Annotated in this window: 14 protein-coding genes; 6 read left to right on the forward strand and 8 right to left on the reverse strand. The window is 72.1% G+C overall.

Features of this window, described 5'->3' with window-relative positions:
* Positions 1-48 precede the first annotated feature (48 nt).
* From rpmA to ACH45E_RS33930, 5 genes are all read right to left on the reverse strand, one after another.
* Positions 49-303 (reverse strand): 50S ribosomal protein L27, encoded by a 255-nt coding sequence (rpmA, locus tag ACH45E_RS33910; RefSeq protein ID WP_061922958.1) that lies wholly within the window; start codon positions 301-303, stop codon positions 49-51.
* Positions 304-317: 14 nt separating this feature from the next.
* Entirely contained in the window at positions 318-638 is a 321-nt protein-coding gene (gene rplU, locus ACH45E_RS33915) for a 50S ribosomal protein L21 (RefSeq protein ID WP_007381993.1), read from the reverse strand.
* A 248-nt stretch (positions 639-886) separates the two neighbouring features.
* Entirely contained in the window at positions 887-4,996 is a 4,110-nt protein-coding gene (locus ACH45E_RS33920) for an Rne/Rng family ribonuclease (RefSeq protein ID WP_361451141.1), read from the reverse strand.
* 257 nt (positions 4,997-5,253) lie between these two features.
* Positions 5,254-6,051, reverse strand: a complete 798-nt coding sequence (locus tag ACH45E_RS33925; protein WP_361451144.1) for a TIGR03936 family radical SAM-associated protein — start codon at positions 6,049-6,051, stop codon at positions 5,254-5,256.
* A gap of 134 nt (positions 6,052-6,185) precedes the next feature.
* Entirely contained in the window at positions 6,186-6,737 is a 552-nt protein-coding gene (locus ACH45E_RS33930) for a hypothetical protein (protein ID WP_361451147.1), read from the reverse strand.
* Between the two features lie 176 nt (positions 6,738-6,913).
* On the opposite strand from ACH45E_RS33930, the gene ACH45E_RS33935 reads away from it, so the two are divergent.
* The gene (locus tag ACH45E_RS33935) at positions 6,914-7,336 is read left to right on the forward strand and encodes a hypothetical protein (protein WP_361451150.1); all 423 of its coding nucleotides are present in this window, start codon (positions 6,914-6,916) and stop codon (positions 7,334-7,336) included.
* A 25-nt stretch (positions 7,337-7,361) separates the two neighbouring features.
* Positions 7,362-8,711 carry a diacylglycerol kinase family protein gene (locus ACH45E_RS33940; RefSeq protein ID WP_361451153.1) on the forward strand — a complete coding sequence of 450 codons (1,350 nt, stop codon included), beginning with the start codon at positions 7,362-7,364 and terminating at the stop codon, positions 8,709-8,711.
* On the opposite strand, the gene ACH45E_RS33945 is transcribed toward ACH45E_RS33940, so the two are convergent.
* Entirely contained in the window at positions 8,697-11,417 is a 2,721-nt protein-coding gene (locus ACH45E_RS33945) for an HAD-IC family P-type ATPase (RefSeq protein WP_361451156.1), read from the reverse strand. The two genes, ACH45E_RS33940 and ACH45E_RS33945, sit on opposite strands and share 15 nt — an antisense overlap.
* Positions 11,418-11,533: 116 nt before the next feature.
* A complete protein-coding gene (locus ACH45E_RS33950; RefSeq protein WP_399042114.1) occupies positions 11,534-14,134 on the reverse strand; it encodes an amino acid permease in 2,601 nt (866 codons plus the stop codon).
* Between the two features lie 144 nt (positions 14,135-14,278).
* On the opposite strand from ACH45E_RS33950, the gene ACH45E_RS33955 reads away from it, so the two are divergent.
* Positions 14,279-15,214: a YhjD/YihY/BrkB family envelope integrity protein gene (locus ACH45E_RS33955; RefSeq protein ID WP_361451159.1), complete on the forward strand. Its 936-nt coding sequence runs from the start codon at positions 14,279-14,281 to the stop codon at positions 15,212-15,214.
* 34 nt (positions 15,215-15,248) lie between these two features.
* Here the strand turns inward: ACH45E_RS33955 and ACH45E_RS33960 are convergent, their stop codons facing one another.
* Positions 15,249-15,953, reverse strand: coding sequence for a GAP family protein (locus ACH45E_RS33960; RefSeq protein ID WP_361451162.1), 705 nt, complete (start codon positions 15,951-15,953; stop codon positions 15,249-15,251).
* 233 nt (positions 15,954-16,186) lie between these two features.
* Here ACH45E_RS33960 and ACH45E_RS33965 point away from each other — a divergent pair, with 233 nt between their 5' ends.
* Genes ACH45E_RS33965 through ACH45E_RS33975 form a run of 3 tightly spaced genes read left to right on the forward strand, consistent with a single transcriptional unit; the run spans position 16,187 to position 19,039 of the window.
* Positions 16,187-16,414 (forward strand): ferredoxin, encoded by a 228-nt coding sequence (locus ACH45E_RS33965; RefSeq protein WP_399042116.1) that lies wholly within the window; start codon positions 16,187-16,189, stop codon positions 16,412-16,414.
* On the forward strand, positions 16,411-17,805 hold the full coding sequence (locus ACH45E_RS33970) for an NAD(P)/FAD-dependent oxidoreductase (protein WP_399042118.1): 1,395 nt from the start codon (positions 16,411-16,413) through the stop codon (positions 17,803-17,805). The genes ACH45E_RS33965 and ACH45E_RS33970 overlap by 4 nt, the downstream gene beginning before the upstream one ends.
* Before the next feature lie 13 nt (positions 17,806-17,818).
* On the forward strand, positions 17,819-19,039 hold the full coding sequence (locus ACH45E_RS33975) for a cytochrome P450 (protein WP_361456770.1): 1,221 nt from the start codon (positions 17,819-17,821) through the stop codon (positions 19,037-19,039).
* Positions 19,040-19,178 lie beyond the last annotated feature (139 nt).

Below are 19,178 nucleotides of genomic sequence, written 5' to 3' on the forward strand. Positions count from 1 at the left end.
ACCGGGAAGTGAGGTCCGCCTCGCGAAACGTTCGGTCTAAGCCGTAGCTCAGGCGACCGGAACGATGTTCACGACCTTGCGGCCACGGTGGCTGCCGAACTCCACCGCACCGGCCTGGAGCGCGAACAGCGTGTCGTCGCCGCCACGGCCGACGCCCGCGCCGGGGTGGAAGTGGGTGCCGCGCTGGCGGACCAGGATCTCACCCGCGTTGACGACCTGACCGCCGAAGCGCTTCACGCCGAGCCGCTGGGCATTGGAGTCGCGACCGTTCCGGGTGGACGATGCGCCCTTCTTGTGTGCCATGTCTCCTCAGTCCCTTACTTCGCAGCCGCGGGGATCTCAGTGACCTTGATCGCCGTGTACTGCTGGCGGTGGCCCTGACGACGGCGGTAGCCGGTCTTGTTCTTGTAGCGAAGGATGTCGATCTTGACGCCCTTGTGGTGGTCCACGACCTCGGCCTGGACCTTGATGCCGGCCAGCACCCACGGGTCGCTGGTCACAGCGTCGCCGTCGACAACGAGCAGGGTCGAGAGCTCGACCGTGTCGCCAACCTTGGCGGTGGAAATCTTGTCAACCTCAACGATGTCGCCGACAGCAACCTTGTGCTGGCGACCACCGCTGCGCACGATGGCGTACACGCGGATCTCACTCTCTCGCTCGGGGAACGGCACCCCCGCAGTCCAGCCGCCCGGCACGCGAGCGGCCTCTCCGGAACACCCAATGCTCCGGAGGAAGAGGTTTACGGGGATGTGGCGCGTCCATATCCACGGAACACGCCGAGGGTCAAGGTTACGGGGCCACGGTCGAAGGGGTCAAACCGGGCCGGGCCCCGCCGCTGTGCGGCCGGTCACGTGGACCGGCCGCACAGCGTGCCGACCTTGCCGGGTCAGCCCTCGTCGGTGGCGGCGGAGACCGTGGTCTTCTTCGCCGTCGTCTTGGCGGCGGCCGTCTTGGCGGTCTTCGCCGCCTTCTTGGCCGTCGTCTTCTTGGCGGCCGTCTTCTTGGCCGCGGTCTTCTTCGCCGTGGTCGCCTTGGTGGCGGCCTTCTTCGCGGTGGCCTTCTTGGCGGCCTTGCGGGCCGTCTTCTTGGCCGGAGCCGCCTCCTCGGCGGCCTCCACGACCTCGGCGGCCGCTGCGGGCGCCTCCGCCGACGGGACGACCACGACGGCCGCCTCCTCGGACGCGGTGGGCGCGGTGGCCTTGCGCACGGCACGGCGGCGCGGACGGGCCGGGGCGGCGCTCTCGGCGGGCGCCTCCTCGACCGCGGCCTCGGGCTGTGCCACCGGGGCCTCGGGCTCCGCCACCGGGGTCTCGGCGGCGGGTGCCACCGGCTCGGTGATCGTCACCACGGACGCCTCGGCCCCCTCGGGGGCACCGGCCGGAGCCGACACCTTGCGGGTCGCCCGGCGGCGCGTACGGCCCTTGGGCGCGGCCTCCTCGGCGGCCGGGGCGGGAGCCTCGGCCTGCGCCACCGGCACGACCGGGTCCTCGACGGCGACGGGCTCGGCCTGCGCCTCGGCGGCCGGCTCCGGCAGCACCGGACGCTCGGTCTCCGCCGCGACGGAGACGTCCTGGGCGGTCGGGGCCTCGACGACCTCGGCCTCCGCCTCGGGGGCCTCCTTCTTGCGGGTCTCCGCCCTGGGCGCGCCGGCCGGAGCCGACGCCCGCCTGCTGGCCCGGCGCCGCGAACGGCCACGGGTGGCGGCGGCCTCCGCCTCGGCGACGCTGCTGTACAGCTCCTCGTCCGGGGAGAAGTCCGGCGCGGGCAGCGCCACCGGCTCGGCGATCTCGGCCGCGACCTCCGCCACGGCCTCGACCTCGGCCTCCTCCTCGACGGTCGCGGCGACGCCGGAGGCCACGGACACGGTCTCCTGCTCGGTCACCTGACCGTCGCCACCGCGCCCGCGCTTCTTGCGCTTGCCGCCACCACCCCCGGGGGCGGTCGGCTGCTCCATGTGCACGATGACACCACGGCCGTTGCAGTGGACGCAGGTCTCGGAGAAGGACTCCAGCAGACCCTGGCCGACCCGCTTGCGGGTCATCTGGACCAGACCCAGCGAGGTGACCTCGGCGACCTGGTGCTTCGTACGGTCCCGGCCCAGGCACTCCAGCAGACGCCGCAGCACCAGGTCCCGGTTGGACTCCAGCACCATGTCGATGAAGTCGATCACGATGATGCCGCCGAGGTCGCGCAGCCGCAGCTGGCGGACGATCTCCTCGGCCGCCTCCAGGTTGTTCCTGGTGACGGTCTCCTCGAGGTTGCCGCCCTGGCCGGTGAACTTGCCGGTGTTGACGTCGACGACGACCATCGCCTCGGTCCGGTCGATCACCAGCGAACCGCCGCTGGGCAGCCAGACCTTGCGGTCCAGGGCCTTGGCGAGCTGCTCGTCGATCCGGTAGGTGGCGAAGGCGTCGACCTCGGAGGTCCACTTCGACAGCCGCTCGGCCAGGTCCGGCGCGACGTGCGAGACGTACCCGTGGATCGTCTCCCAGGCGTCCTCGCCGCTGACGACGACCTTGGAGAAGTCCTCGTTGAAGATGTCGCGCACGACCCGGACGGTCATGTCCGGCTCGCCGTACAGCAGCGTCGGGGCGTTGCCGTTCTTGGCCTTCTTCTGGATGTCCTCCCACTGCGCCTGCAGCCGCTCGACGTCCCGGCGCAGCTCCTCCTCGCTCGCGCCCTCGGCGGCGGTGCGCACGATGACGCCCGCGTCCTCGGGGACGATCTTCTTGAGGATGGTCTTCAGCCGGGCGCGCTCGGTGTCGGGCAGCTTGCGGCTGATGCCGGTCATCGAGCCCTCGGGGACGTACACGAGGTAGCGGCCCGGGAGGGAGACCTGGCTGGTCAGGCGGGCGCCCTTGTGGCCGATCGGGTCCTTCGTCACCTGGACGAGGACCGACTGGCCGGACTTCAGGGCGGACTCGATACGGCGCGGGCCGTTGGCCATGCCCAGCGCCTCGAAGTTGACCTCACCGGCGTACAGGACCGCGTTGCGGCCCTTGCCGATGTCGATGAAGGCGGCCTCCATCGACGGCAGCACGTTCTGGACCTTGCCCAGGTAGACGTTGCCGACGTACGAGGTCGACTGCTCCTTGTTGACGTAGTGCTCGACGAGCACGCCGTCCTCCAGGACGCCGATCTGCGTGCGGTCGCCGTTCTGGCGGACGACCATCACACGCTCGACGGCCTCGCGGCGGGCCAGGAACTCGGCCTCGGTGATGATCGGGACGCGGCGGCGGCCCTGCTCGCGGCCTTCCCGGCGGCGCTGCTTCTTGGCCTCCAGTCGGGTCGAGCCCTTGATGGACTGCACCTCGTCGGACGGCTCGGCGGCCTTGCGGGGCTCGCGGACCTTGACGACCGTACGCTCCGGGTCGCCCTCGCCGGGCTCGGCGTCGGTGCCGGAGTCACCGGCGCGACGACGGCGCCGGCGGCGGCGACGGCTGGAGCTGGAGCCGCCGGACGACTCGTCGCCACGAGCGTCGTCGGCGTCCTCTTCCTCCTGCTCGGCGGTGTCCTCGGCATCCTGCTCGGCCTGCTCGGCGGCCAGCTCCTCGGACTCGCCGTCCGCGCCGGCCTCGCCGTCGGCGGCGTCACCGCGACGGCGGCGACGGCCACCGCGGCGGCGGCGACGGCGCGAACCGGTCTCCTCGTTGTCGTCATCGGCGTCGGTGTCGTCGGCCTCGTCGCCCTCGGCGAGGTCCTCGGCGGACTCCGCCGGTTCCCCGGCCTTCTCGGCCTCGTCGGCGGTGGTCTCCTCGGCCCGGGCCTCGGCTTCCTCGCCACCCCGGCGGCGACGGCGGCGGCGCGAGCCGGTCTGCTCCTCCGGGGACTCCTCGACCGCTTCGACCGCCGCGGCCTCATCGGGCTCGTCGGTCTCCGCCGCCTCGGCGGCCGCTTCGGCGGCGGCGCGCTGCGGGGTCTGGAACTGCGGCTCGGTGAACACGGGCGCCTGGAACACGGCCACGGCGGGCCGGGCCGGACGGCGCGGGGCATCGCCCTCCGCGGCCTGCGCGGCGGCCGTCTGCGCGGGCTCGGCGAACCCGGTCGCGGCCTGCCGCACGACCCGACGGCGGCGGCGCGGGGCGGCGGCCTCGGCCTCGGTCTGCGGGGCTTCGGCGGGGGCCTGCGGCGCTTCGGCGGCGGGGGCCTCGGCGGGCTGGGCGGGCACGGTGGCGGCCTCTTCGGTCACAGCGGTCTCCTCCGTCACCGCGGTACCGGCCGGAGCGGACACGCGGCGCGTGGCACGGCGGCGGGTGCGGCGCGGAGCGGTCTCCTCCGGGGCCTCCTCGGCCTCGACGGCGGGCGCCTCGGCAGCCGCTACGGGCGTTTCGGCGGCAGCGGGAGCGGCCTCCTCGGCCGCGCTCGGCGTGGCGGCCCGGCGGGTCGCACGGCGACGCGGGCGGGCGGCGGGCGCGGGCTCCTCCACGGCGGCCGGAGCCTCGGCGGCGGGCGCCTCGACGGTCTCCGCCTCGGCGACCTCCGGCTCGGCGGTCTCCGCCGGCGCGGGCGCGGCCTCGGGGGCGGACACCCGGCGCGTGGCACGCCGGCGGGTACGGGCCGGGGCGGCCTCCTGCGCGGCCTGCTCGCCGGCCTCTGCGGCGGCGGGCGCCTCGGCCTCGGCGGGGGCCGGGGCGGCGGCCTGTACGACCGTCTCGGCGGCCTCCGTGGACGCCGGGGAACCGGCGGGCGCGGCGGCCCGGCGGGTCGCACGGCGACGCGGACGAGCGGGCGCGGCCTCCTCCACGGCGGCCGTAGCCTCGACGGCAGGCGCCTCTGCTGCGGGTGTCTCTTCGGTCTCCACCTCGGCGGCCACCTTCTCCTCGACCTCGTCGACATCGGCGGCCGGTATGGCCGGCGCGGTGACCTCGGCCGAGGTCTCGGGCCCGGCGGGCGGACCCGCGGGGCGGGAAGCGGCACGGCGCCGACGACGCGGCGGCAGGGTGTCGCTGGGGGTGTTGAGTTCGGAACCCTCGGTGGGTTCGGTCGGCTCGAGCATGCGGGCGTTTCTCCCGTCAGGCTCCCGGGCGCCGCGCCTGGTCCGGCGTCGATCTCGTCGACCGCCGTTGACGTCCGCGGCTCGCGCGGTGCGCGGTGCCGCCGTTCGCGGCGCGGTCGCCGCACGGGAGCTCTTTGTGTCCTGTCTCGCCGGTTCCGTACGCCTTGTTTTGTACGGCCTGGCGAAAGTCTTGTGGTCGGTGCGCTGCCCGACCCAGGTGGCTCCCGAGTACGAGGGCGGCGCTACGACGTCCGTCCTTACGCGGAACCTTCCGTCGCCGACGCCGTCGCGGCGGCAGCGGGAACGGCCGTTGTGAGGGCCTCCGCCGCCTCGCGGTCGGGCGCGAGCGGGTCGGTCACCGTGCCGGTCTCTTCATCGAGCAGCCCCTGCGCCAGCCTGGTCACCGCTGCGGGGACCGGCGGCGCCAGGTCGGCCACGGCGCGGAGACCGGACAGGACGTCGTCGGGTCGTACGGCAGGCGTCACGTGCCGAACAACCAGCCGCAGTATCGCACAGGGCTGGTCGGTCGGCCTATCAGCCTGCTGACTCTGTGTTGTCACTCTCTCCTGGCTCTCCAGGTTCACGACCGCGGGTCGAGCGTCGAAGGTGCGGACGCCGTTCTTGGTCATGCGCTGGACCTCGACGGCGCCGGCCCCGTTGAAGGCCGTCACCGCCCGCTCGGCCTCGGCCGGGTCGACTCCGTCCAGCCTGAGCTCCCACACGGAAGCCGTCAGCCGGTCGGCGAGTCCCGATGTCCGTGCCTCGACCGCGTCGACGATGTCGAGCCCGAGGGGCAGCGACTCGTCGAGGAGGGCGCGCAGCGGCTCCGGGTCGCGGTGCGCGGTGAGGGCGATCTCCAGGTACTCCGCCTCACTGCCCGTGCCGGTGGGTGCGGCATTGGCATACGACACCTTGGGGTGCGGCGTGAACCCCGCCGAGTACGCCATCGGCACCTCGGCACGGCGCAGCGCACGCTCGAAGGCGCGCTGGAAGTCACGGTGGCTGGTGAACCGGAGGCGGCCGCGCTTGGTGTAGCGCAGTCGGATGCGCTGCACCGCGGGTGCGGGCGGCGGGCCTTCGGGCTGTCGCTTGCCCAGTGTCCTAGTCCTTCGTGAGAGCGGTGGTGCTGCTACCAAGAGTACGTGTCCTGGACGCCGGGAGTTCCCACCGTCCGCCGTCAGGTCCGCCGTCAGCCGACGACCTGGACGGTCGTTCCCTTCGTGGCGAAGTCCCACATCGCCTTGCCGTCCGCCGCGCTCTCGCGTACGGCGCCGGTGCGCAGGCCGGGTTTCGGCGACGGCGAGGAGCCGTCGACCGCGTTGGAGAAGGCGTTGGAGGTCCCGAAGTACACGGCGTTCTCTATCTGCACGCCGTCGCTGCCGACCCCCGTCTCACGCCGGAACGTCACGGGAAACGCCCCCTTGGCCGGTGTCACCGTGCCCGGCCAGACGGCGAACGTCCGTTCGGACCTGCCGTCGGCCCCGACCAGCCACACCCGCTTCTGCCCCAGCGAGTACACGACCCGGCGCCCCGTCCCGGAGCCGGCGGGCACCTTGTACTGCGGGGTCTTGGGCGCGGTGGAGTGGGACGCCTTCGGACTCGGCTGCGGAGCGGCACCGCCGGCCAGTCCCCCGTCCGGAATCCCCTTCCGCGCCTGGAGGGACAGCGCGAACACTATGGCCAGTGCCCCCACCAACAGCCCGGTTATCCAGGCACCCGCGGGCACTTTACGCCTCGACACTGGACCAGTCTCCCCACACGCCCCTTGCGGGCCTCCCCGACGTCGGCCCTCCGTGTCCGTAGATTATCCGTGCGATGACACGAGCCGGGCCGCCTCACCCTCGCAGGGTGAGGCGGCCCGGCTCTTGACGTGCGCAAGCTAGGCCGAAGGAGGAGTAAGGAGACAGGAGACAGATCATGACCGCGACACACCACGCACGCCCGGAATCCGCCAAGCAGCACTGGGCGGTCGGTCTGATGATGTTCGCCGCCGTCATGCTGGCGATCGTCGGCGTGCTCGACATCTTCCGCGGCATCATGGGCATCGCCCACGACAACGTCTTCCTGACGACGTCCGGATACGTCTTCCAGTACGACCTCACCGGCTGGGGCTGGGTCCACCTCATCCTCGGGGCGGTCGCCTTCGTGGTCAGCCTGGGCCTGTTCCAGGTGGCGACCTGGGCGCGGGTCGCCGGCGTGGTGATCGCCGGATTCCTCATCATCGCCAACTTCCTCTCCCTGCCCTACTACCCGGTGTGGTCCGTCCTGGCGATCGCCATCTCCGGATTCGTCATCTGGGCGCTGTGCGTGGTGCGGGACGAGAGGCGCCCGGCCGCGTGACGGGTGTGACGGGAACCGGATCGACGTGCGACCTCAGCGGCGCGGAGGCACGCCCGCGGCCTGGGCCCGGCTGGCGCTCCTCGCCCTGCTGGGCAGCGTGCTCGTCCTGCTCGTCACCGCCGGGCTGCGCAGCCTGCTCTGGGTACTGATCGCCGCGGGGGGCGTGGCCGTGACGGCCGCCGGACTCTGGTGGGCCCTCGCCCATGCGGGAGCCGTCCGGGCCGCCGGGATCCTCCTGGTGGTACTCGTTCCGCTCGTGGGCCTGGCCCTTTTCGCCGCGTACGGCATGCTCTGGCCGGCCTGCCTCTCCCTGGGCCTGTGGGTGCTGGCACTGGCGACCGCCCGGATCGCGACGACCCCCGCGGACCGTGCCGCCGGGCACGGCGCCGAGCCCGGGCCGGTGACGGCCCCGCGGCATCCGTGGGTCGTGATGAACCCGCGCTCGGGCGGGGGCAAGGTCGGCCGGTTCCACCTGGCCGAGCAGGCGAGAGCGGCGGGCGCCCGCGTCGTCCTGCTGGACCCGGAGCACCACCAGGACGTGGCGGACCTGGCCCGGCGTGCGGTGGCCGAGGGAGCCGATCTGCTGGCCGTGGCCGGCGGGGACGGCACGCAGGCCCTGGTCGCCGAGGTCGCGGCCGCGCACGACGTGCCCTTCATGGTGATCCCGGCGGGGACGCGCAACCACTTCGCGCTCGACCTGGGTCTCGACCGGGACGACCCGGCAGCGGCCCTCGATGCCTTCACCGACGCCGTCGAACTCCGCGTCGACCTGGGGTTCGCCGCCGACCGGGTGTTCGTCAACAACGCCTCCTTCGGCACCTACGCGGTCGTGGTGGGCGATCCCGCCTACCGGGACGCGAAACTGCGCATGACACTTCAGGCGCTGCCCGCTCTCCTCACCGGCCCGGCTGCGCCACGGCTGCGGATGCGTGCCGGGCAGTCGCGCGCCGAGGGGCTGCAGGCCGTGCTGGTCAGCAACAACCCCTACCGGCCCGTCGCCGACTCGGCGCACCCCGGGCTGCGGGAACGCCTCGACTCCGGACGGCTGGGTGTGCTGGGTGTGCGCGTCGACAACTCCGCCCAGGCGGCCCGGCTCCCGGCCCGGCTGCTGGGGAGGGGCCGGCGGTCACCGGCCGTGACCCGGCTGACGGCCCGCGAAGTGGTCGTCGAGTCCGACGGGGACACCGTCGCGGTCGGCATCGACGGAGAATCCGTCGTACTGCCCGCTCCGGTGGTCTGCCGGGTGACCCCCGGAGCGCTGCGGGTCCGTGTCCCACGGCACCGGCCGGGAACACCGCCGAACAGGCCCCCGGCCGACTGGCGGCGCGTGCTGCGCCTGGCACTGGCCCGGCCCGACCGGTCACTTTCGCACTGAGGGTCCGCCGTTCCAGCGGGCGAGGAACTTCCCGATCTCCCACAGCGCCAGCAGCGCCAGGGCCGGCACCAGCGTCCAGGCGAACTGCGGCAGATTCAGTTCGGTCGTTCCGAGCAGCCGGCGGAAGGCGTCCATCTGGGTGACCAGGACCGCGAGGACGAACTCGACGAGCATGGCCCGGTTCATCTGCTTGCTGTCGAAGCTGGCGGTGGTGAGCACGGTGTCCGTCTCGCTGCGGCACTCCAGCGCGGCCACGATGAGGCAGAGCGCGAAGGACGTGAACGCCATCGACTGGCCGACGGCGGCACTGCCGAAGCGCGACTCCCCCAGCTTGATCAGCAGGAGCAGACCGATGGTGATCACCAGCCCGGAGAGCCCGACCGTGATGACCACTCCCCTGCTCAGCACGGGCATGCCGCGTGGCCGCGGCCGGCGTTCCATGAGGCCGGGGCTCTGCCGGTCGAAGCCGAGCGCGAAACCGAAGGCCGCGTTGACGAAGAAGTGGATCCACAGCACCTGTGCCGGGGTGAAGGGTTCGCCGGCGGCTATGTCGAACAGCGCCGCACCGAGGAACGTCAGCACGAAGACGACGAGGAGGACGAGGACGAACCGGATGTACTTGGTGAGGTTGTCGTAGATCTTGCGGCCCTGCTCGACGGCGAAGACGATCGTGGCGAAGTTGTCGTCGGCCAGCACCATGCGCCCGGCGTTCTTGGCGACCTCGGTTCCCGATCCCATGGCGATCCCGACGTCGGCCGCCTTGATCGCCGGGGCGTCGTTGACGCCGTCGCCGGTCATGGCCACCACATGGCCCTTCTTGCGCAGGGTGTCGGCGAGCAGCACCTTGTGCTCGGGGGCGACCCGGCCGACGACCCCGACGCCGTCGATCCGGTCGAGCCGCTCGTTCTCGGGCAGCGCGGCGAAGTCCGCGCCGAGCATGGCCTCCCCCTCGATCCCCAGCTGCCGGGCGATGGCCGCACCGGTGACGACGTCGTCCCCGGTCACCATGCGCACCCTGACGTGAGCGGCCTGCGCGTCCGCCACCGCGGTGCGCGACTCGGGCCGCGGCGGGTCGACCATCCCGACCAGGCTCGTCATCCGCAGTTCGGTGACGTAGCCGAGCAGGTCGCCCGCGCTGTCGAACTCCGCGGGGTCGAGGTCGCGTTGTGCGGCGGCCATCACCCGCAGGCCCTCCCTGCCCATGCGCTCGACGTGCTCCTGCGCCCGGCCCCTCAGTGCGTCGTCCCACGGGACGGCGGTACCCCCCGACAGCGCGCTGCCGGCCCGCTCCATCATGGCGGGCGCCGCCCCTTTCACGAAGCAGCGCACGACGGGGCGGCCCGCGGCGTCCGTGGCCGCGTTGAAGGTGGCCATCAGCTTGTACGACGGGTCGAAGGGCAGGGTGGCCAGCCGCGGCAGCCGGTCCCGGGTGGCGTCGATGTCCACCCCGGCCTTGTGGCCGAGCACCAGCAGCGCGCCCTCCGTGGGATCGCCGACGACCTCGCCGTCCACCAGTCGCGCGTCGTTGGCCACGAGGTAGGGCAGGATCGCGCTCTCCATGTCCGGTGCGCTGCCGACGGCGTGGTGGACCTTGCCCTGAAGGCCGTACCCGGTGCCGGAGACGGTGTAGCGGTCACCGGGGTCCACCACCTCCACGGCCGTCATCTGGTTCATGGTGAGCGTGCCGGTCTTGTCGGAGTTGACGGCCGAGGTGAAGCCCAGCGCCTCCACCGACGGCAGGTCCTTCACGATCGCCTCGCGCCGGGCCAGGTCGACGGCGCCGATGGACAGGATCGTCTGCGTCACGGTGGGCAGGGCCTCCGGGATGGCGGCGATGGCCAGCGAGACGGCACTCACGAACAGCGCGTCCCACGCCGTACCCCGGCTGCGTCCCAGGACGAACATCACGATCATCGTCAGCCCGGCCGTCGCCGTGATCCACAGAGTGAGCCGGTCCATCTCCTGGCTCAGCGGTGAGGCCTCGCGCGGGGTGGCCGACAGCATCCCGGAGATGCGGCCGAGTTCGGTACCGGAGCCGGTGGCCGTGACGATCACCGTCCCGCTGCCGTGGGTGACCGGCGTGTTCATGAACGCCATGTTCCGGCGGTCCCCGGGCGGCAGGCCGGTCCCGGTCAGGGTTCCCGTCTCCTTCACCGCCGGCACGCTCTCACCGGTCAGCGCCGACTCGTCGATCTGCAGGGCGTTGGCCGCGACGATCCGGCCGTCGGCCGGCACCTCGTCCCCCGCCGCGAGCAGCACCACGTCGCCGACGACGACCTCCTCGGCGGGGATCTCGGACTCCGTCCCGTCCCTGCGCACCCGGGCCGTCGCCTTCATCATCGACTTGAGCGCGTTCATGGCGCTCTCCGCCTTGCCCTCCTGCCGCATCCCGACGACCGCGTTGAGGACCGTCAGGACGAGCAGCAGCACTCCCGTGCTCCACTCCTTGATCAGCAGCGAGACCACGGCGGCGCTCACCAGGACCAGCTGCATGTAGCTGCGGTACTGGGCCAGGTAGCGGCGCCAGCCCGGCACGGGTTTCTCCTCGGGCAGCGCGTTCGGCCCGTCCGCCCGGAGCCGCTCCGCCGCCCGCGCCGCGGGCAGCCCCCCGGCCGGGTCCACATCGAAGGCCGCGGCCACTTCCCCGGTCGGCAGCGCGTACCACGCCCGGCCGTCCGCGGCCCCCTCGGCTCTCTCGTCGGCCATCGCCTGCTCGTCCCTTCGTCGCCCCCTCAAGGTGCGGCATGGTCAGCGGGGGCGGCATCACCCTCCGCGGGTGGTTCGCGCGGCGCCGACGCCGGCCGTTACGGCAGCAGGTCCCGTTACGGCAGCAGGTCCTGCTCGGTCCAGATCGTCTTGCCGGTGGGGGTGTAGCGCGTGCCCCAGTGATGGGTCATCTGGGCGATGATGAACAGGCCCCGGCCGCCCTCGTCGTCGCTCGCGGCGTGCCGCAGGTTGGGGGTGGTGTGGCCGGTGTCGGAGACCTCGCAGATCAGGTTACGGTCGCGGATCAGGCGTACCTGGATCGGGCCGCCGACGTAGCGGATGGCGTTGGTGACCAGTTCGCTGACGATGAGTTCGCTGGTGAACGCCAGTTCGTCCAGCCCCCAGTCGCCGAGCTGCTTGCTGACGGCGCCGCGGATGGTGGCCACAGCGGCCGGGTTCGGGGACAGCCCCCACTCGGCGAACTGGTTCCGGTTGAGCAGGCGGGTGCGGGCCACGAGCAGCGTCGCGTCCTGGTCCACCGGTCCGGGCAGCAGGGTGGTCACCGCCCGGTCGCACAGTTCCTCCAGGGAGCTCCGGTCGCCGGCGAGGACGTCCGACAGCTGTGCGAGCCCGGCGTCGCGGCCGTCCGTCGCCTGGAGGAGGCCGCCCGTGAAGAGCGCGACGAGGCTGCCCGGCGGGAGCTGGAGTTCCGTGCTCTGGTAGGGCTCGCCGCCGACTCCGAGCGGCGGTCCGGGCGGCAGTTCCGGATAGTCGACGACGCCCGTGTGCGGTTCGACGACCGCCAGCAGCGACTCCCCGGCCCGCGCCAGGCTGCACTTGCCCGACACGGGGTCGTACACCGCGTACAGACAGGTCACCCGGACGTCGGCGGGCGCCCGCCGCCTCAGCAGGCCCGGGTCGTGGCCGTTCCCGCGCTCGTGCGCGGTCTGCTCGGCCAGGTCGTCGAGGCGGGACAGGAGCTCGTCCGGGGTCAGGTCCAGCCGGGCCAGGACGCGCACCCCCGTACGCAGGCTTCCCATGGTGGCCGCGGCGCGCAGCCCGTGCCCGAGCACGTCCCCGACGACCAGGCCGACCCGGGTGCCCGACAGCGGGATGACGTCGTACCAGTCGCCGCCCACCCCGGACCCGCTGTCGGCGGGCAGATAGCGGCTCGCCGAGTCGAGGGCGGTGTGCCGCGGCAGACGGCGGGGCAGCAGGCCCCGCTGGAGTTTGAGCGCCACGGTGTGGCCACGGGTGACCACCGGCAGCAGCAGCGCCCCGAGCAGCAGGGCGCCCAGGCCGATGACGGTGACCCCGCCGGTCGGGCCGATCAGGGGCAGGTCGACGCTGGTCGCGCCGTACCCGGGGGCCGCGTAGACGTAGGTGGCGTAGAGGAACAGGCAGAGCATGATCAGCCCGCCAAGACCGGGCAGTACGCCCTTGAAGACGAGGTCCTTGTTGCTGCGGGTGAGGACCTTGCGGTGGTACCAGAGGCAGGCGAAGCCGGTCAGTCCGTAGTGGAAGGTGATCGCGAGGCCGACGGAGTCGATCGAGTCGGCCAGGACGTTCCCGCTGAAGGAGGTCAGCAGGACGAGGAAGGCGATCGAGAGCGCCCCCATGCCGACGGTCGACCAGGTCGGGGTGAGGAACCTGCGGTGGACCCGGGCGAACCGGGCGGGGACGGCCTTGTGGACCGCCATGGAGAAGACCGTCCGGGCCAGGGGCAGGATGGTGGTCTGGGTGGAGGCCAGCGCCGAGGTCAGGACCATCAGGATCAGCAGGCTCGACAGGACGAGCCCCGCGTTCTGGCTCCCGAAGACGGCGTCGCCCAGTCCGGAGAACACATCGTCGGACTTGCCGCTGTTGCCCAGCCCGATGCCCGAGGAGCCGACTCCGGCGAAGGCCTGCGCCGAGGTGGCCACCAGCGCGTACATGATCAGGAGCAGCACGGTGGACAGGACCGCGGCGCGGCCGGGGATGCGGGTGCTGTCGACGGTCTCCTCGTTGATCGAGACGGCGGTGTCCCAGCCCCAGTAGATGAAAACGCCCGCGAGGAGGCCCGAGGTGAGGCCCTTCACCGAGGACACCTCGAAGGGGTTGAACCAGGAGGCGGAGACATGGATCGCCGTCGGGGGCGCGTCGGTGTAGACCCTCACCAGCGCGGCCACGGCGAAGAGGAGCAGCATCCCCACTTCCAGGCACAGCAGCCAGCGCTGGAGGGCGGCGGAGAACTGGATGCCGACGTAGCAGACCGCGGTCATCACGGCGATCCAGACGATGCCCGCCACGGTGGTCCACAGCCGGCTACTCGCCAGCCCGTCCAGGCCCACCAGCCGGAAACTGTAGGTACCGGCGATCTCGGCGAGGCTCGCCATGACGATGACGTTGGCGACGATGATGCCCCAGCCGCCCATCCAGCCGGTGCGGGGACCGAAGGCGCGGGTCGCCCAGGTGAAGGTGGTTCCGCAGTCGGCGTTGCTCGCGTTGAGCTCCCGGAACGCGTACGCGATCAGCAGCATCGGGACGAACGACAGCATGATGACGATCGGGGCCTGCAGGCCGACCGCCGCCACGATGAGCCCCAGCGTCGCCGCGAGGCTGTACGCCGGGGCGGTGGAGGCCAGCCCGATGACCACCGAGGAGAACATGCCCAGGGCGTCGCTCTTGAGCCCCTTCCGGCCGGACCCCGTCCCGGGAGCGGGGCGGCCTGCGGACACGGCGCCGCCAAAGTGCCTCACACTTGATTCCAACGCCGGGCCGCCGCCCTCCGCAACAGAAGCGGCGGCGCCCCGGAGTACGGGCCGGGGCGGGCGCGCCGTGCCTGACGTGCTGCGGAGCGCCAGGTCCCCCACTCTGGGAACATGCTCACATCGCATCACCGGACCGCCGGTACCTCCCGTCGGCGGGGATCGGCGCATCGGCTGGCGCCGCATCAGCTGGCGCATCGGCTGGTCGCCGCCGCCCGGTCCGCGCACTCCCGGGCGGCGGCCCGGTTCCCGGTGGTCACCCACCTCGCGGACCGCTTGGTGTCGGTGAACGTCTTCGACTCCGCCACCCGCCTGGCGGCGCAGTGCTTCCTGACCGCGGTCCCGCTGCTCTTCGTGGTCGGGGCGTACGCTCCCCCTCCGGTACGGCAGCAGCTCATCACGTCCGTACGCACCGTCTTCGGGGTCACGGGAGCCGCGAACGCCCAGCTCGTACACGCGCTCACTCCCACCTCGGGCGATCTGCGGCAGGCGACCGGTGTGGTGGGCGGACTGATGGTGCTGCTCTCGGCCACCGCGGTCAGCAGGGCGATGCAACGGCTGTGCAAACGGGCCTGGGAGATCCCCCGGGCAGGAACCCGGATCGCCCCCTGGCGCTGGCTGGCCTGGCTCGTCCTGTGGCTGGGGGCACTGCTGGTGCAGGGTCCCCTGCGCGACGGGTTCGGCGTCGGGGCCTGGCTGGGGATCCCGATCACGCTGGTGGGTCTGACGGGGCTGTGGTGGTGGACCCAGCACCTGCTGCTCGGCGGCCTGATCGCCTGGAAGCCGCTGCTGCCCGGCGCGGTGATCACAGCTGTCGCCCTCACCGCACTGAGCGTGACCGCACGGCTGTACCTGCCGCGGGCCCTCAACCACGCCCTCGCCGAGTACGGCTCCCTCGGCTCGGTGTTCATCATGCTGTCGTGGTTGATCGCGGTCTGTGTCGCCGTCGCGATCAGCATCAGCGCGGGTGCCGTGGCGGCCCAGGAACCGCGGCTGGCCGGCCGCCTCGGAAGCCCGCCTCCGGTGCGGGACCGGGATGCGCGTCCGTGACATGAACTCCGTCAGGAACTCAGCACGAACTCCGTCAGGAACTCAGCACGCCGATCCCGTCCCCCAGCAGCTTCAGCCCGAACACGAAGAACAGCACCGCCATGACAGCCGTGTTGTGCCGCGCCGCCCATTCCTTCCAGTTGCCCAGCGTGCTCTTCGCCCGCTCGCCCATGACCAGGAAGACCCCCAGCGGAGTCAGCAGCCCGAGGGAGGCGACGAGGACGAAGATCGCCAGCGCGGCGATCTGCTCTCCGGCCGGCAGTCCCGACGAGCTGATGGTGGCCGCCGCGGCGATGGTCAGCGGGGCGTTCTTCAGGTTTCCGGCGGACAGCAGCAGGGCGAGAAGGAAGATCTTCACCGGGGTGAAGCGGTCGAGCGCGGCCATCCACTGAGGCAACTGCGCCTGTGTGGCATCCGCAGGACGATGACGCCACAGCCGCACGGCGAGCAGAACCAGCGCCACCCCCAGCGCGAGCTTGAGAGCCCCCACCCAGTCGGCGGGCTGTCCCTGGGCTCCGGCACCGCCCTTGCCGCCGATAAGCAGCATCACCGCGCCCAAGGCGGACAGGCCCACCACCCAGCCGGTGGCGAACACCAACCCGTTCACGCGTCCACGAGGCGTCGCCAGCACGATGATGATGGCGATGATCGGCAGCGGACTGACGGCCACACCGGCCGCCAGGCCCAGCACATCACCCAGCACTTGACCCATGCGGCAAGCATCGGCGCCAGCGATCACCGCCGCACGGGCACGCGGCGGGCGGGTGAACGAAGTTCCCCGGGTGCGGGTGACATGCCCGGGGGATACCGTTTTACGAGGGTGCGCACCCCGCCCGTCGGCTCTCCGCAGGAACAACCACTCGTCGCGGACAGGACGACTCGTCGCGGACAGAACGACCGGCGTCTGTAGAACCGCCCAGAGGACCTGACCCTGTCATCGGTCCGCAGCTCGCAATCCCTGTGGAGGTCGGGATGAGAGTTGTCGTTGATCTTTCCCGGTGCGAAGGCTACGCGCAGTGCGCGTTCCTCGCCCCGGACGCGTTCCGGATGCACGGCGAAGAAGCGCTGATGTACGACCCGAACCCCGACGACGCCCGGCGCGACCAGGTCCTGCGGGCCGCGGCGGCCTGCCCGGTCCAGGCGATCCTGGTCGACCAGTTGGAGGGGCGGAACGTACCGATGGAGGCGTCGACGTCATGACCAGCGCCGACACCCTGCGAGCGTTCAAGCGTGACGGCCGCGTCGTGGTCGTCGGAGCGTCCCTGGCGGGACTGCGGGCCGCGGAGGCCCTCCGCGACGAGGGATTCACCGGATCGCTGACCATGATCGGTGACGAGACGGGCGAGCCCTACGACCGGCCTCCCCTGTCCAAGCAGGTACTGACCGGCTGGGTGCCGGCCGGGGGCACCATGCTGCCGCGACGCCGTGACATCGACGCGGAGTGGCTGCTGGGCGTACCCGCCGCCGGGCTGGACCTGGCGGCCAACCACGTGCGTCTCGCCGACGGACGCGAGATTCCCTTCGACCGGGTGCTGATCTCCACCGGGGTACGGGCCCGGCCGTGGTTCGTCGAGGCCGAGGCGGACCTGGACGGCGTATTCGTCGTACGAACGCGCGAACACGCCGAGAGCCTGCAGCGAGCCCTCGCCGCCGGGCCCTCCCGCGTGCTGGTCATCGGCGCGGGATTCACCGGGTCCGAGATCGCCTCCGTCTGCCGCGAACGGGACATCCCGGTGACCGTCGCCGAACTCGCGCCGGCCCCGCTGGTCGGGGCGCTCGGCGCCATGATCGGCGAGGTCGCGGCGGACATGCAGCGCGCTCACGGCGTCGACCTGCGCTGCGGTGTCAAGGTCACCCAGCTGGAGGGCGACGCGCGGGGCCGCTTCCGCCGGGCCCACTTCGACGACGGCAGCACGATCGACGCCGACGTGGCCGTGGTGGCGCTCGGCGGCATCCGCAACACCGAATGGCTGCGGGGCTCGGGACTGGCCGCCGGCCCGTGGGGGATCGCCTGCGACACGGGCTGCCGGGCCCTCACCATCGACGGCCTGCTCACCGACGACGTCTTCGTCGCCGGGGACGTGGCGCGCTGCCCGAACCCGGTCTACGAGTACCGGCTCATCTCGCTGGAACACTGGGCCAACGCCGTGGAACAGGCCGAGGTCGCGGCGCACAACATGGTCAGCGGCCAGGCGGACCGCTGGCCCCACCTGTCCATCCCGGTGTTCTGGTCGATCCAGTTCGGCGTCAACATCAAGTCCGTCGGCGTACCGACCTTCGCCGACGAGGTGGTCGTCAGCCAGGGGTCGGTGTCCGACCGCCGTTTCGTCGCCGCGTACGGCTACCAGGGCCGCGTCACCGCGGCGGTCAGCTTCAACAACGCCAAGTGGCTCGACCACTACCGGCGGCTGATCGAGACGGCCGCCCCGTTCCCGCCGCCCTGCCCCACGCCCGACCAGCCCGTCGACGTGAAGCCGGTGCCCGTCGACTTCCCCGGCCCCACCCTGCTCGCCCAGGGCGCCACCGTGGTCGTCACCGGACATGACCCGGGTGAACGGCGCGTCACGGCCGCTTACCAGCACCACCGGTAGGAGGGAGAGCGAGATGACCACGACCAAGACACCCGACACCCTGCACCGGATCCTCGACTACTCCTCCCGGGCCGACCCCTACCCGCTGTACGCCGAACTGCGCGAGACGCCGGTGGCCCGGCAGGAGGACGGCAGCTACGTCATCAGCACCTACCGCGAGCTCACGGACCTGCTGCACGACCCGCACCTGAGCTCCGACGTCCGCAATCTGTCGCACCCGATGCCCACGCACGAGGGGGAGGCCACCCCGGCGTTCATCAACCTCGACCCGCCCGAGCACGACCGCCTGCGGCGCATGGCGATGCGCCACTTCGGCCCCCCGCACACCCCGGGGCTGGTGACGGGCCTGGACGGCGACCTGACCGCCGTCGTCAACGGCCTGATCGACGGCTTCGCGGGCAAGGAGCGGATCGACATCGTCGACGACTTCGCCTACCCGTTCCCCGTCACGGTGATCTGCCACCTGCTCGGCGTGCCACGCGAGGACGAACCGCGGTTCCATCTGTGGGTGGACGCCCTCGTCAACGCGATCGACTACAACCCCAAGACCGACCCGAAGGAAAAACTGGAGAACGGGCTGCAGGCCCGCAAAGACCTGCGGCAGTACCTCGGCGGGCTGCTGGAGCAACGCCACGGCCGGCCGGGCGAGGACCTGCTGGCACGGCTGGCCAACGACGACGGGCCGGACGGGCGGATGACCGACGACGAGATCATCGCCACCGCCAACCTGCTGCTGATCGCCGGCCACGAGACCACCGTCAACCTCATCACCAACGGCATGCTGACGCTGCTGCGCAACCCGCAGGTGCTCCAGCGACTGCGCGACGAACCGGGCCTGGTCGTCCCGCTGGTGGAGGAACTGCTGCGCTACGAGCCCCCCGTGCACATCATTCCCTGGCGGGCGGCGTACAGCGACATCACCGTCGCCGACACCGTCATCCCCAAGGGCTCGCAGATCATGCTGATGCTGGCCTCGGGCAGCCGTGACCCCGACCGGTTCCACGACCCCGACCGCTTCGACCCCGACCGGCGCGACAACCAGCACCTCGGCTTCGGCAGCGGCATCCACCTGTGCTTCGGCGGCCCACTGGCCCGCCGGGAAACCCAGATAGCCCTGACCGAACTGGTACGCCGCCTGGACCACCCCCGACTGGTCACCGACCCCCCGCCGTACCGGCGCAGCCCCGTTCTTCGCGGTCCGGTCCATCTGCACATCGAGCAGAACGCGGGGTGACGCGACAGCCCGGTGCCCCGACTCGTCCCGCTGACCCACTTCCGTACGCCTCCCGCGCGCCCTTGTCCCGCGGGCCCGTGTCCGCGACCCTGTTCAGCACTTGTGCGGGGCGCACGCCCTGCGGGGTCGAATGACGGGG

The organism is Streptomyces sp. NPDC020299 (assembly GCF_044387825.1).
Classification (GTDB): Bacteria; Actinomycetota; Actinomycetes; order Streptomycetales; family Streptomycetaceae; genus Streptomyces.

Coding starts and splice junctions, on each gene's coding strand:
- rpmA (WP_061922958.1), bottom strand. CDS start 303: ATGGCACACAAGAAGGGCGCATCGTCCACCCGGAACGGTCGCGACTCC.
- ACH45E_RS33920 (WP_361451141.1), bottom strand. CDS start 4,996: ATGCTCGAGCCGACCGAACCCACCGAGGGTTCCGAACTCAACACCCCC.
- ACH45E_RS33935 (WP_361451150.1), top strand. CDS start 6,914: ATGACCGCGACACACCACGCACGCCCGGAATCCGCCAAGCAGCACTGG.
- ACH45E_RS33945 (WP_361451156.1), bottom strand. CDS start 11,417: ATGGCCGACGAGAGAGCCGAGGGGGCCGCGGACGGCCGGGCGTGGTAC.
- ACH45E_RS33955 (WP_361451159.1), top strand. CDS start 14,279: ATGCTCACATCGCATCACCGGACCGCCGGTACCTCCCGTCGGCGGGGA.
- ACH45E_RS33965 (WP_399042116.1), top strand. CDS start 16,187: ATGAGAGTTGTCGTTGATCTTTCCCGGTGCGAAGGCTACGCGCAGTGC.
- ACH45E_RS33970 (WP_399042118.1), top strand. CDS start 16,411: ATGACCAGCGCCGACACCCTGCGAGCGTTCAAGCGTGACGGCCGCGTC.
- ACH45E_RS33975 (WP_361456770.1), top strand. CDS start 17,819: ATGACCACGACCAAGACACCCGACACCCTGCACCGGATCCTCGACTAC.